At 59.3% G+C, this 14,217-nt stretch carries 10 protein-coding genes and 2 pseudogenes; 3 read left to right on the forward strand and 9 right to left on the reverse strand.

Annotated elements, in window-relative coordinates:
- Positions 1-209 precede the first annotated feature (209 nt).
- The 5 genes from Q7L05_RS14855 to Q7L05_RS14875 form a co-directional block, all read right to left on the reverse strand.
- On the reverse strand, positions 210-725 hold the full coding sequence (locus Q7L05_RS14855; protein ID WP_303908385.1) for a hypothetical protein: 516 nt from the start codon (positions 723-725) through the stop codon (positions 210-212).
- A 232-nt stretch (positions 726-957) separates the two neighbouring features.
- The gene (locus tag Q7L05_RS14860) at positions 958-2,547 is read right to left on the reverse strand and encodes a c-type cytochrome (protein ID WP_303908388.1); all 1,590 of its coding nucleotides are present in this window, start codon (positions 2,545-2,547) and stop codon (positions 958-960) included.
- Between the two features lie 26 nt (positions 2,548-2,573).
- On the reverse strand, positions 2,574-3,890 hold the full coding sequence (locus tag Q7L05_RS14865) for an OmpP1/FadL family transporter (RefSeq protein WP_303908391.1): 1,317 nt from the start codon (positions 3,888-3,890) through the stop codon (positions 2,574-2,576).
- Between the two features lie 345 nt (positions 3,891-4,235).
- On the reverse strand, positions 4,236-5,531 hold the full coding sequence (locus Q7L05_RS14870; protein WP_303908394.1) for a tetratricopeptide repeat protein: 1,296 nt from the start codon (positions 5,529-5,531) through the stop codon (positions 4,236-4,238).
- Positions 5,532-5,575: 44 nt separating this feature from the next.
- A complete protein-coding gene (locus Q7L05_RS14875) occupies positions 5,576-6,319 on the reverse strand; it encodes a hypothetical protein (RefSeq protein ID WP_303908397.1) in 744 nt (247 codons plus the stop codon).
- 517 nt (positions 6,320-6,836) lie between these two features.
- Here Q7L05_RS14875 and Q7L05_RS14880 point away from each other — a divergent pair.
- From Q7L05_RS14880 to Q7L05_RS14885, 3 genes and pseudogenes are all read left to right on the forward strand, one after another.
- Positions 6,837-6,980, forward strand: coding sequence for a metal-sensing transcriptional repressor (locus tag Q7L05_RS14880; protein WP_303908400.1), 144 nt, complete (start codon positions 6,837-6,839; stop codon positions 6,978-6,980).
- Between the two features lie 129 nt (positions 6,981-7,109).
- Positions 7,110-7,302 (forward strand): annotated as a pseudogene (locus Q7L05_RS17540) (DUF3501 family protein); the annotation flags it as partial.
- Between the two features lie 346 nt (positions 7,303-7,648).
- Positions 7,649-8,542, forward strand: a complete 894-nt coding sequence (locus tag Q7L05_RS14885) for a PEP-CTERM sorting domain-containing protein (protein ID WP_303908403.1) — start codon at positions 7,649-7,651, stop codon at positions 8,540-8,542.
- Between the two features lie 476 nt (positions 8,543-9,018).
- Here the strand turns inward: Q7L05_RS14885 and Q7L05_RS14890 are convergent, their stop codons facing one another.
- The 4 genes and pseudogenes from Q7L05_RS14890 to Q7L05_RS14905 form a co-directional block, all read right to left on the reverse strand.
- Positions 9,019-9,405, reverse strand: coding sequence for a hypothetical protein (locus tag Q7L05_RS14890; RefSeq protein ID WP_303908406.1), 387 nt, complete (start codon positions 9,403-9,405; stop codon positions 9,019-9,021).
- Positions 9,402-12,635 (reverse strand): efflux RND transporter permease subunit, encoded by a 3,234-nt coding sequence (locus tag Q7L05_RS14895; protein WP_303908409.1) that lies wholly within the window; start codon positions 12,633-12,635, stop codon positions 9,402-9,404. The genes Q7L05_RS14890 and Q7L05_RS14895 overlap by 4 nt, the downstream gene beginning before the upstream one ends.
- A gap of 174 nt (positions 12,636-12,809) precedes the next feature.
- The gene (locus Q7L05_RS14900; RefSeq protein WP_303908412.1) at positions 12,810-13,997 is read right to left on the reverse strand and encodes an efflux RND transporter periplasmic adaptor subunit; all 1,188 of its coding nucleotides are present in this window, start codon (positions 13,995-13,997) and stop codon (positions 12,810-12,812) included.
- Position 13,998: 1 nt separating this feature from the next.
- A pseudogene (locus Q7L05_RS14905) lies at positions 13,999-14,217 on the reverse strand (hypothetical protein); the annotation flags it as partial.

The following is a 14,217-nucleotide window of genomic DNA, read 5'->3' on the forward strand; positions in this document are numbered from 1 at the left end:
GCATCCTGCTTCGCTCTACCGAGTGCTTCCCTGCACTCGTCGGCTCGGGCATCCTTGAGAATAGATTCCAGACATTCTACTGTCGCCATCCATGGCGGCATGCGTCGCTCTAGCGACTGCGTCCATGCCGTCGTATTCGCCTCAAAGGAACCGAAAATCTGAATCAATCCGGCTTTCCTTCGTGACGGTCGCTATTCTCGGACAGGCTCCTAGTGTGTATGTCCGCCCGTCTGCTTCCCGCCGAAGGCCGGGAATTTATTGGTGGCGTATTGGCTGTGGCACTCCTGGCACGCCTCTACCATCCGGCCGAAGTAATAGGTTTGCAGATCGCTGTGCTTCTCCGTTGCCACTTGCACCAGCATGCCCGCCATCTCATGGAAAGAGCCGTCCAGCTTGACGAACCCCGGAGATGCGGCGGCCATGAGATTCTTCTTGTCCTCTTCCGTCAGTTCCTTTTTGAGGATGAAGCTGTCGCGGATTTGCTGAGCCTGGGATCCGACCATGGCATGGTCACCGGTAATGAGGCCGTTCATGATGTGTCCCATGGCCTGTTTGACGGCTCGCATTTCATCGGTGAGTAACTGTTGCAATCTGGGTGTCAACTTCGGGCCTATCGCATCAGTATCCTCGGCAACGGCGGCATGAGAGCTCCCCAGGAACCCGACCATGAGCAATACCTTGGCCAGTGCGATCCTGGAGGAGCGTACATAAGAATATTTTCGCATATTTTTATCCCTCATCTTTTGTAACTGCTCGCCCGGGTGATCGCGCACGGCCCGGGAAATCCGTCATCCCCGCGTAGGGGGGATCCATTTTGAGCCATGCTTCTGTTCTCTGGATTCCCGCCTACCCCCGCCTACGCGGGGGTGACAGGGAATGACGGAGGGGGTGAGTAGTTACCATCTTTTTTAGGTTGATTGGCTTGGCGGGGGCAAGGCCCCCGCCGTGATGTGGGTATCAGTTATAGGCCACGGGGAAATTACGATTGATATGCCAGTCGATCATGCCGGGTTCCATGTACCCCACTTGGTAGCCCGCCTTTTTCAGCCGGTGGGCGATCCCCACACCTTGGGAACCGAACATGTCGATGACAATGATTTCCTTATCCCTGGGAAGGCCACTCATCTGTTGGTCGAGTTCCTGGGGACGGATGTGGTGGCTACCGGGCATGTGCCCCATGATCCGGAAGGCAATGTCACTCTGAACGTCCAGGAAATACCTGTCACTCTGTCCGTTCTGTCCGTTCTGCCACATGGTGTAAACGTCAGCCGTGTCGTAGAACTGTATGCCTGCTGCTCTGGCTTCTGCTTCACCTCTTCTCGTAAAATTCCGGGATTCGAAAGAGCGGATATACTTGGTGATCGCCCAGATGTGGTCCTCGGTAAGTTTGCCGTTGAACGTCGGCATTACGATAGGAGAACCCGGTTTCTGCGGTGGGCCTTCCTGCACGATGTGAAAGTGCTCGTGATCGGAGTGAAGTGATAGGTACGATGGTACCGCGATAGGGGGGAAACGACCTTGCCCGTCGTTTCCATGGCAACCGGCACAGGCGCCCTCAAAAAGCTTCTTGCCGTGGCTCTTGTCGGTTCCATCCAGCTGCGTCAGGGTCGTCGGAATAAAGTAGTCATCCTTCTCGTCGGCTTTTATGGTGACTGCCGGGGCAATCTGCTCATGAAAGTCGTTGACCGCGTACTCCAGCAAAGCAAAGGTTGGATATTTCGTCGCCTCGACTTGAAATAGCTGTACGTGGTTGCTCAGATACTTTTCCATGTCTTCCCGGGTCAAATTCCACTCCCGGATCTGGCGAATCTGTTCGGGTTTCAGCGTTCGCCAAATCCGATCCATGTAGATCGCTTCCATTTTACTCTGGTCGGATCTCTTATTGAGATCGGGGTTCGGATCGTAGACGCGGCGAAGCGGACGTAAGTACAGCGCGAGCCGGAACACCTGACTCATTTCAAATGAGTCGCGATCTTCAGCCAGTAGCTTCGCCGTTCCAAGCGTCAGATTCTCGACCGGGGTCAATATCTGTTCGGGCGGAACCGATTTAATGACAAACTTCTCCTTGTCGTTGTCCTCTCCACGCAACACTTTGGAGGCCTGCCGGGCGGCCATCATGTCCGGATCCAGCGACGATATTCCGTCTTTGGGGATTTTCATACCGCTGCTGATCATGAACCCCATAAGATCGGAGCGGCTATAGCGTGCATCCTTGGCTTTTTCCACCAGTGCCGGATTGCTATTGCTTTCGATCTCTCTGCGAATCTTATTGACCTCGCTGGTGTCAGCGCCCGCTTCGATTCTTTCGGACAGGAGCTGCCATTGATCGGCCATGCGTGCCCGGTTCTGGATCGTATCTCCTCGCTCGACTGCCTGCAAAACACCAAGCGCGAGCTGGGTGTGAGGATTCAGGGCGTCGGTATATTCCGTTTGCCAGCCGGAACCGGCATCGGATGTCGGCGCTGAAAACTGCGGACCTACACAGCCAGTCGTGGTTATGACCATGCCGATAGCGATCAGTAGTAATCTTCGTTTCGTTGTTTTCATCGTTGTACTCCTCATCTCTCCACCATTTAGTTTTTATAGGTGAACTGCAGCGTGTACATGTCTGTTTCGAAACTCACCTCCGTCGGTAGTCCGGTCGATGCCGTCAAGCTGTTTTCAAAACCTCGGATCCACGAAAACGTCAGGCTGGAGAAGCGTGATATTTGAACGCCGAGCCCCGCCGACAAGTGATGTTCAACGATTGCCGTCGCCCCGATGTTGTTGTTGACATCCTCGGGACCGAGCGGTGACTCGCCGTAGTTGTAGCCGGCCATTAACGTGTAACGAGCCGGGATCAAGTAGCGAAGACCGAGTGCGTAAACCACCTGGTCATCCCAGCCATAGCTGATCAACTGGTCCCCATTGGGTCCATCCAGCACATTTTCGTCCCGGACCTCGCTGTAGTTGAGCCATTTGACATCTGCTTCCAGTTGCCAGCGCGGATTCGGCTCGTAGCCGATTCCGACGTTGACGGTGCGCGGGTCCTCGAATGACAAGCGGTAGGTGCCATCGTCTGTGTGCCATTTGAGGTCCGACGATTTCGATTCGCTGGTGTAGGCAAAACCGAGGATCACGCTGTCGCTCGGTTTGTAGGTGGTGCCGAGTACCCAGGCGTAGCCGTAAGCGACGTCGGTGGGAAAGTTCCGGATTCCTTTGAGGGACATCATGTTGGAGGCCAGGCTCAGGTTGGCCCCCAGGGAAAACCGGGAATTTACCTGATAGGAAACGGCGGGGCCGATTCGAAGGGACTGACGATTTGCCACGATGGAAATCTCTTGAGCCCCGTTAGGCGTCGGCATCACGAAAGCTTCTTTGGGGAAGTCGACGCCTCCGCCCGAGATCGGGTAGGCGCCGACGCCCACGGTGAATCCATCCCCCATCAGTTCACTCTCGAAGGCGAATCCCCCCGTGGCCAGCACGTAGGCATCGCCGTCGCTCTCAACACCATTGAGCACCCGTTCCGGCGCGAGGACCGCAAGATTCATATCGAACCGTGATTTTGTGGGGCCAAGGTTGAGGAATGACAGCCCGGCGGGGTTGCTGAGTGAAGTGGTAACGTCTTGGGGAAGCGCAACGACCGCACCGCCCATTGCATTGCTGATGGCGCTGAAACCGACCATCTGATCACCGTTATTTCCCGATGCGGACGACGAAACAGCAACGAGTCCCGAGGCTAGCAAGCTCTTTCTGCACGTGTTGTTCATTTCACCCTCCTTAAGTAGCCGCACTGTCTCTATTGCGCGATATCCTCCATTAAACTGGTAAGTGATTAATTGCTTGCTTTTAATGCTAAAAAAAAAGTAAATCTTGTTATTGAATAAAGTCGTCGTCAGGACATCTGTCAAGTTCCTGAAAAAGCGGCTTTGGCGTCTTCCTTTTCAACGACAAAGCATGCGTGCGCGTCCTCAGGTGCGGCTCCGATACGCAACGGTTGAAGGTCTGTCGCAGGCCGTTCGGGGAGCGGCGATCAACGCGCGGGAACGATTAGTGGAGCTGATCCGGCAGAGGTATATCAACCCCCATGAGGCGGAGGAGGTGGCGCTACAAAAAACGGCCAGTCACTCCAAACCGGCGGGTCGAACAACTCGCGAATCAGAAGTCGGCCTTGCAGGCGAGAAAGTTACTACAATAATCCGTTTATTCTTCGAAAGGCAGGTGACGGCGGCTATCCGGTTCACCAGGTCGCGTGGTTAGAATGCGGCAGTCAGATTTACTGTGTACAGGTTTCGGGTGTAATCATAACGATCCAGATTGGCCCGGTTGTCCGTAAACTCATAGCGACCAACGACACGCCATCTCTTGTCGAGTCGCCGGCTCAGCCGTAAATCCGCCCTGTAGCGATCCTCTTCACGCCGGATGGTGCTTTCATCGGCGAGGACGTTGTCGTCCGAATAGCGACTGGTCCGGTACTCCAGCTCGGTCTGCAGGTTCCAGTTTGGGGCGACAAGCGTATCGTAGCCGCCGCGGAAGGTGTGCCGGACGGGTGAATAGCTGGTGAACGTGGTGGAGGTCCGGAGGTCGTTCCGATCATTGCGGTCGAGGCGGTAAAGCAGTGTGAGGCGCCGATCATCCACCTGCCGTCTCCCCCGGGCCTCCAATCGGTCACGGCTGCCCTCGAGTTGATCGTACCGGCTGCTGAGCGCGTCGAACCGGGTATGGCGGTAGCGGAGGCGCAGTTGCCAGGGCCCCTTTAGGGCACTATCTCCGGTGAACACGGCACTGACACCGCGCAGGTAGTCGTCGCCGTCCAGCGTGCTCTGCTCCAGTTGAACGCCGGCCTCCGTATCCCACCCCGTCAGCGGCCTTGCGATCGCCACTCCTCCCTGCCAGAAGGTCAAATCGTACGCCGAGAGGTCCTGATAGCGGGTGGCGAATACCGTCGCATCCGCCTTTACACCATCCTTGATGGTTCCCGACAGCGGGCCGAGCGCAAAGGCGTAGGCCTCCAGAAACCAGTCACTGGTCGAAGTGCCCGCCTCATTGATGGGATCGACCAGATTGTCATCGTAGCCGCCTCCTGCCGAAACGGCCGCAATCCAGCTGTCGGCCGGGGGCTTCCGGAGACCTTCCAGCTGGGATTCAGCCAGCGTTTTCAGTTTGGGATCGGAGCTGTTCCGGGAGACCAGCGAAAACCAGCGACCGGCCGCGCTTCGGTCTCCCACGTCCAGAGCCACCAGCCCAAGGTTGTAATGGGCAAGCGTCTTGAGGGGCGGGTGGACCGCGACCCGCTCGAAGGCCTCTCGCGCCTGCCGGTAATTGCTCAGCCGGTAGTGGCAAACCCCCAGGTTGTAGTCGAGTGCCGGTGTGTCGAGGCCGCCCCGACGGGCCTCTTCGAAGAACCGGCAGGCCGCCCCAAAATCACCCGCCCGGAACGCCGTCAGACCGCGTTCAAACCTGCCTTCTGAAGGCGCTGCGCTCAACGTTCCGCAAAGCGTCAATAGCGCCCCGAAAAGGATGATGCGGATGCTTCCGGATTGACGTTTCACCGGCTCACTTTTCGATGCTCTCCCCGACATACTCCCGTCCGTCGTCAGTCATCGTCTCTTGCATCCTCGCGCGCTTCCTGCGCCCGCTCCCGGGCTTCCTCGCGAGCCTCATGCGCCCGCTCCCTGGCATCTTCCCGGGCTTCCCGAGCACGCTCTCGGGCCTCCTCCCGGGCCTCCCGGGCATGCTCATCGGCCTCTTTGCGAGCCTCCCGGGCATGCTCTTCGGCCTCATTCCGGGCCTCCCGGGCATGCTCTTCGGCCTCATTCCGGGCCTCCCGGGCATGCTCTTCGGCCTCATCGCGTGCCTCCCGGGCATGATCATCGGCCTCGTCGCGGGCCTCCCAGGCACGCTCTTCGGCCTCGTCGCGGGCCCCCCAGGCGTGTTCTTCGGCCTCCATTCGAACCTCTCGTGCTTCCTCCTCCGTCATTTTCCGGATTTCCGCGGCCACTTCCTCCGCTTCCTGCTTGTGCTCGAGGTACTGTTCGCGTTTCAGGGTCGCCTGGAGGTTCTGCTGCCGCTCCTTTTCGCGTCTCTTTTCGTGCTCCTTTTTCTGCGCCCGCTGCTGCGCCTTGTCGAGGTCGCGTTCCCAGACTCGTATGTTTACCTGTTCGCGGAAGCGAGTCTTGATGGCGTCGATTTCGGGCAGTTCGATCTGGCGTCGAATCGCCGTGCTGTCAGCCTCCTCAACCATCTGCATGGTGACGTCGTCCAGTCCGGCCGCCTGACCGGTGGTGGGCACCACCAGGGCCAGCCCAAAACCCCAGTAAAGTGAGCATCCTCTCCTCATCAATACCTCCTTTCAGTCCCTTCAGCCCTCTGGTGACTCGTGTCCCTCGTCCCGGAGCGGTGCGGGTAACCATCGGCCCGGGTCAGGGATCGCCGGGGTGAACAATGAAGTCATGTTCCGCTGTTACCACAAGTGGTACATGTACATGTCCTGTTTTGGTGGCGACATCACGGCCCGTGACGCGTTTCACATCGACGGCGTCAAACGCTTCCGGAACCCCGGTAGAAAAGGGTTTTCCCTTCCTTCGGTATAGTTCGCGTAGTGCCGATGGGCCAGTCAGGTCTTGCCATGTTTCTTGCCATTCGGTGTTCTAATGCTTTGGTTCCTTCGCTCCTGAGTTAGGAAGAGGGGAACAAGTCATCGAACTGGAACGTTCCCATTGTAAGCTTCTCGTGGTTGGCCGCCGTGCCAGCTCCATCAGCTTGTCCAGAGTCGCGGACGATTTCGTGTTCGTTCAGGCGGAGCACCCCGGAGCACCCCGACGTCATTAATCACCTCAAGCGTGTGGAAAATCGACATGATTGAACAGGGGAAGCCCTGTCTTGAAGTGGCTCAACAGCTACAAGCGGTCTACAAGGCTATTGGCAATGCCAAAACGGTGTTCGTGCAAGACCACATCGAGGGGTGCCTACGGGCGATGTGGATTCACCGGCCGAGCTGAAGAAAAGCCTGCGAGATCTAAAAGAAATCTCAAACTACCTCTAACGAGAAAAAGGGTTATGAAGAAGTATGTCCGACGTCAATTATTCTGTCCGGTCGGCGACAGCGGTGAAGTTCAAAAAAGGGGACGGATCTGGAACGGACGAACGAAGAAAAGACCTCATCCGTTCACCTCATGCGTTTTGAGTTGACGCCTGAGATGCGTGTCAGCGGCAAAAAAAGGAAACGATGTGGCCATCGGCATTGAAAACCCGGAATGCAGCCATCGGCTTGATTCGATCGACGCGCCCCTTCGAGCTGCCTTGGCAGCGGATCTAGATTAAGGATTGGGAAGGGCGGGGTGAATGCGTTCCGGCCCAAAGTCACCGCCCAAGCTTAAAGACGTCTGGTCTATCCGCAAACGCCTTCAACTTGCCGAAACGGCCAAGAACAGCCGTTCAGGAGTCATGCTCCAACGGCAGTAAACAGCTGTTTGTCGCAATTACTCTGCTATAGCTGCCGCGATCTCAGTATTTTGCTGAATGCGTGATTTTACCTAGCTTCTTCTTGCCTGAGCATAATCCCCTGTTTATAAATATGGAAATATAGAGGTAATTGCGGGTGTAGGAACATCAACGGAAACCGAGCCTCCTGCACTCGCGAAGGCACCGCACTCAAGGAGGAGTCAATATGAGAAACCATGCGACAATTCTATTATCGGCCATAACCATGGGAGCCGGATTTTCTTCCGGCAGCGTCCATTCCCAGCCGCTTCTGCCGGACTTCGGCGCCGCTACGTTCGAGCCTGGAACGCAAATCGACAACCCCTATTTCCCACTCGACTATGAAGGCACACGCGTTTTCGAAGGCGAAACGGAGGAGAATGGGGAGACGGCCACCGAACGTTTTGAACTGACCGTTACAGGTCCGGGCCGAAAGATTCTTGGAGTCCAGACCACGGCGCAGCGCGACCGGTCTTTTGAAGACGGTCTCCTGGTCGAGGATACCTTCGACTATTTTGCGCAGGATACCGGTGGGACTGTCTGGTATTTCGGCGAGGATGTGACGAACTACGAGTACGATGAGGAGGGAAACCTTATCGGCACGAACGACGAAAGCGCATGGATCGCCGGCGAAAATCTCGCGAATTCCGGTGGTGAACCGGCCCAACCGGGATGGATTATGCCGGCTCTCCCGACAGCCTTAACCGATGGGTTGACCTACTTTCAGGAGTTTGCCCCGGATGACGAAGCGGTCGACGTCGGCGAGCATATCCTTCCGCTTACGGAGATTTCGGTGGAAGCCGGTGAGTTCTCCGATGTCCTTCGCGTGTTAGACACCAGTCCGTTGGAACCGGATGCCAGGGACTTGAAATATTACGCTCCAGGTATTGGTCTCGTAGCCGAAGACGAGGGCGTTAATCTCGATTTGGAGGAACCCGAGCTTCGGTTCGAACTGGTCTCGTCCACCGAAGAACCCGTCTCGGTCCCAGAGCCGGAAACCCTCACGCTAATGGCGACCGGCCTTATAGGCCTTTTCGCAGCACATCGCCGCAGAAGAAGTAGTGAGGGGAAAAGCATTTAGTCTCATCAGCGGCTTTGCCTGAAAAACTTGGGGCCACTCTGTACAAGGGTGGCTCCTTTGCTTTGTTAAGCCCCCACATTCGGGAGGAACCCGCAAGGGATTGTTCCGGGTCGAGAACGGAAACTGCAACGTAAAACCAGCAGCACGCCCCAAGCGTCAGCCACGCCCGGCCAGAAGCGCCAAGGTCTCGCTCAAAAGCGCATCCTCGCAATCAGCTCCAGCGCAGCTTGGTGCAGCCGGTCGATCTGCCGCTCTTCGGCCACGATGGACGGTGTCTCGCATGGCGCTGGTTTTTTGCTTAGGTGGGCTGGGTAGTGAGCGCCGAAACAGTCGGGCGGTGCTCCCGAGCCAGAGCACCTCATCTCGGCTTCTCCCAATCTACAGAAGGAATCCGTTCGGTATCCGCCAACACGTGGGCATCGATCTTGTCGCTCTTCGGCCGCTCGCTTAGGGAGCCGACTCGCGTTTTCATCCGTTCAGCCGTGCGGTCCCGCATGGTGGCGCAGACGCAGTATGGTCCCGGGCGGCAAATACGTCGTGATCACGGTCGAAAAGTGTGCCTCACGTGAATGGAGGTTCCGAATCCGGTAATCGACGACCTTCTGTTCGACAGGGGCGCCGTCCGGGGAGATGACGTTCAAATCGATATGGCCGGGAATGGGCCCGCGCAGGGGCGGGGAGCGCCTTACGCTACCCCGGAGGCGTATGCCGGTGTTGTTTTCGGTTGCGAACACATAACCGATGCGTGCGGTCGATGAACCGATCCGCTCGAGACCGATCCGGTTTTGAGAAAGCAGGGTGATGCCCGGTGCAGCGCAAGCGCCCAGGCTACACATAAGAGCGCCTAAAACAGCTCTTTTCATTGAGTGTTCTCCGCTGATGAGGGGCGTGAATAAACCACTTCGGAAGCTATACGGGCGCGAGAAAAGCCCCCATACAGCGCGGGTAAGACAAATAGAGTCAAAAAGGTCGATGAGAGCAGTCCGCCCACGACCACTGTCGCCAAAGGCCTTTGCACCTCGGAACCCACACCCGTGGCAAGCAGCATCGGGATCAGTCCGAGCATCGTGGTAAGGGCGGTCATCAACACTGGCCGCAGCCGTGATGCCGCCCCGCACAGGACCGCCTCTCGCCACGGCAGGCCTCCCGAAAGTCGTTGATTGATGGCGTTGATCATGACCACGCCGTTCAGCACTGCGATGCCGAGCAGCGCAATGAAGCCGATGGAGCCGGGCACCGAGAGATACTGCCCGGAGACAAACAGCGCCACGATGCCGCCGATGAGCGCGAGCGGTACGTTGAGCATGATGAGAAGCGCCTGACCCACTGAGTCGAAGGCGAAATAGAGCAGCAGGAAAATCAGGGCAAGCGAAAGCGGCACAACGATCATAAGGCGCGCCTGGGCTCTCTGCTGGTTCTCGAACTGCCCGCCAAACACGACGGAGTAGCCGGCCGGCAGGTCGACCTCCCGGGCGATAGCCTCGCGCAGATCCGCCACCACCGAGCCCATATCCCTTCCTTCGACATTGGCCTGAACGACGACACGCCGTTGCACATCGTCACGACGAATCTGAGGCGGGCCCGACTCCACGGCTACCTGTGCTACCTCGCCCAGCCGTACGAGGGCGCCGTTCGGGGACTGGAGCAGCAGGTTGCGAATGGCATCGATGTTGCCCCTCTCGGTCTCTTGCAGACGCACATAGATGTCGTAGCGTTCGTTGCCGCGAATCACCTGCCCTGCGGTGGTCCCGCCAATGGCGTCCTCAACGAGGCGCATGACCTGCGCTACCGGCACACCAAAGCGCGCCAGGCGATCGCGGTCCGGGCGTACCACGAGCTGCGCCTCGCCGGCGATGGGTTCCAGTGCCACGCCGTGGGTACCAGCCACTTCCTTGGCGACGCGCTCAATGGCCTTGCCCTTGGCGGCAAGTACGTCCAGTTCCGGGCCGAACAGTTTGATGGCCAGATCGGCTTTGACGCCGGAAAGCAGTTCGTCGACGCGGGTGGCGATGGGTTGGGAAAAGGAGAAAAGCAGCCCCGGATGCACCGACATGGCGTCTTCCATCTCCGCCTCCAGCGCCGGCCGGTCCGGTGCCGTGGTCCACTGGGCAACGGGCTTCAACCCGACGTACAGCTCGATATTGGACACCGGCTCCGGATCGCCGCCGAGTTCGGCCCGGCCGATGCGGCTGGAGACATATTCCACCTCGGGAAAATTCATCAGGCGCTCCTCGAGCACCTCCGCAACGCCCAATGACGTCGCCAGGCTGGTGGAGGGTGCGAGCGTCACGCGGATATTGAGGGTGCCCTCTTCCAGTTCGGGAACGAATTCCGTACCGAGTTGCGGCACCAGGGCGAGCGCCCCCACCAACAAGGCGAGTGCGATAGCGATAACGCCTTTTCGTCGGGCGATCACGGTGGGCAATACGGCACTGTACGCACGCTCCGCCGGTGCCACCAGCGGGCTGGTCCGCCCCCTGACACCGCGCCGGAAGAGATAGGTTGCAAGTGCCGGTACCACGAGGAGGGCCACGCCGAGCGAGGCGAGCATCGCCAGCACGATGGAGATGGCCATGGGCTGGAACAGCTTGCCCTCCACCCCTTCCAGCGTAAACAGCGGGGCGAAAACGATGACGATGATCATGACGGCAAAGAAGACGGGACGTCCGACTTCCCGTGCTGCCTCCTGGATGCGCAGGGCAATCCCGCGACGATCGTCGGAGGCGTCGAACGGATCGGGGTCGTCCGGCGCCACGGCCTCGCGGATTGCCTCCTCGTGCTCGGCGTCGGGGTGGGTCAGGTGGCGGAAGATGTTTTCCATCATCACCACTGAGCCGTCCACCATCATGCCGATGGCGATGGCCAGACCGCCCAGCGACATCAGGTTCGCAGATACGCCCCAATGGGCCATGACCATCAATGCGAGTCCGACGGAGATCGGGATGGAGATGAGCACCAGGAGAGTGGCGCGCAGGTTGATAAGAAACAGTAGCAGCACCACCAGGATCAGAGCGAAGGCCTGCACCAGCGCCTTGCCCACCGTGGCCACGGCCTTGTTCACCAGCTCGGACTGGTCGTAAAACGGCTCCAGCCGGACCCCGTCGGGCAGGGCCTGCTGAATGGTCGGCAGACGGGTCTTGACGCCTTCGATGGTGGCCTTGGTATTGGCGCCCATGCGCTTGAGCACGATCCCGGCGACCACCTCGCCAAGCCGCTGCGGCTCGCCGCCCTGTTCGCGCACGGTCATGGTGACTGCCCCTTGGCGGATCTCGGGGCCGAAGGCAACGCTACCCACATCGCGCACGCGAACCACTGTACCGTCGTCGCTCTTGAGGGGGATGTTGCCAATGTCCGTCACGCCCTCTTCGCCGCCGCGCACCCAACCGATACCGCGAATGACCAACTGCTCCGGACCTCGGTCCATGTACCAACCCCCGGCGTTGCGGTTGTTGGCTTCGATGGCCCGGGTGACGGCCGGCACGTCGAGGCCGTAGGCGAGCAACTGCTTCGGCCGCAACTGCACTTGGTATTGGCGTACCTCGCCGCCGAAGGAGAGGACCTCCGTCACCCCCTGAACCGGCATCAGCAGCAGCTTGACGACCCAGTCGTTGAGGCTGCGCAGCGCCATCGCATCCCACTGCCCCGGCTCTTCGGCTCGCAGGATGTACTGGAACACCTGCCCCAGTCCGGAGGTGTTCGGCCCCATCTCCGGCACGCCGACCCCTTTGGGGATCTGCTCGCGCGCCGCTTGCAGTCGTTGGAACACCAGCTGGCGGGCGAAATAGATGTCGGTGCCCTCCTTGAACACCACGGTGATCACCGACAGCCCGGTCTTGGAGATGGAACGAACCTCCTCCACGTCAGGCAGGGCGTACATCGCCGCCTCGATCGGGTAGGTAATGAGCTGTTCGACCTCCTCGGCCGCCAGCCCCTCCGCTTCGGTGTTGATCTGTACCTGGACGTTGGTGACATCCGGGAAGGCGTCCAGATTGAGTTTCGGCAGTAGGAACGCGCTGCCCACCAGGGCGGCCAGCAACGCGAGCACCACCAGCAGGCGATTGTGCACGCCAAAATCGATCACTCGGTTCAGCATGAGTAGTCTCTCAGAGGGTGTGCGGAAAGGGTTGACCGTAGTGAGGGAGCGCGAGGGCGAGACCGGGTGGGTGAAGGTTCGAGGAGAATAGCCCGGTCTATTTGACGAGAGGCTTCGTCCAAGCGGGCCGTCCTCGCGCTTCCGCAGTAGGTCATACCCTTTTTGCGCACCCTCTCAGTGCTGATGGATCTCGAACCCGCCCTTGGCGAGTTCGGACTGGAGAAAGAAGGCGCCATGGGTGACCACTGACGTACCGGCGCCCAGACCCTGCACAACGGCGCGGTCGCCCACCGTACGCACCAGTTCCACCTCGCGGGGTAAATAGCGCCCGGGCTCCTCCTCGACAAACACCTGCCAGTCGCCGTCGGGACTGCGAAGCACGGCCTCTTCCGAAACGGTGAAGGCCTCTTCCGTTGTCGTGCTGTCAATGCGCACGGTTACGAATTCACCCGCATGCAGCGTGTCGTCGGGATTTTTCACTTCAAGGCGGGCGTCCAGCGTGCGGGTTGCCTCATTGACCGCATGGCGCAGCTGTACCACCTTCCCGGTGACCTCGCCATGGGGCGTGTCGATGCGGGCCCCGGCCCCGATAGCCACGTCAGCGGCCTGTTCCGGTGTAAGTTGTGTCTCCACCCACAACAACGACTCATCCGTAAGTGTCATTAGCACCCGCCCCGGCTCGACCACATCGCCTTCGACGAAATCGTCGGCAATCACGGTTCCCTCCCGCGGTGCGAGCAGTACAAACTCGCCCGAGGCCGGTGCCTTGCCGGCCAGCACCGCAGTGACCTGCGCATCGGTCATGCCGTACGCCATTACTTTGGCCCGGGCCAACTCATAGGCGACCTTGGCTTCGGTGTACCGCCGTTCGGAGACGACATCCTTCCCGAGCCGGCGCGAGCGTCCCCATTCGCGATGCGCTACCTTCAAGTCCCCCTGGACGGTGGCCATCGCCACGCTGGAGAGCGTGACCAGTTCGGCCCCTTTGGTGACCCGATCGCCGAGCCGGGCATGGCGTTTGACGATCTGAGCGGCAATACGGGGAGCCACCTTTGACGTGGCGTAGCTGTTGAGCCGCACCTCACCCGGTGCTTCGATCGCGACCTTTACCTCTTGCGTCGTGAGCGTTTCGGCGTGCAGACCGATTGTCCGGCGCTGGCCGTCGGTGAGCGAGACTCCACCCTCTTCGTGCTCGTCGTGGGCGCCATGCTCGTCGCCGGTTTTTTGTCCCTCTTCATGCCGCTCTTCTTCGTGCTCCGTTGCCGTCGCACTCGGTTTTTCGTTTTCATGATCATGCGAATCGGCCGCGCCAGCGACACCGGTTCCCAGAAGTATCAACAAGAGCAATACGCGTCGATTCATGTCAGTTCGCCTCAAAATCGTTTTCGTCGATTCCCGTCCAATCGAGAGTGCGGCCGGTGGCCGCCAGCCACTGGAACCACGCGCGCCATGCCCGACCGCGATGGGCGGTCGCCGCTTCCTGCGTATCCAGCGACTGGCGCAACTGCACCAGGTAATCGGCGGCACCGATCTCCCCCGCACGCCAAAGCCGCTCCAGTAACCGGCCTTGCCGGCCGAGTGC

The organism is Thiohalomonas denitrificans (assembly GCF_016841685.1).
GTDB classification, from domain to species: domain Bacteria; phylum Pseudomonadota; class Gammaproteobacteria; order Thiohalomonadales; family Thiohalomonadaceae; genus Thiohalomonas; species Thiohalomonas denitrificans_A.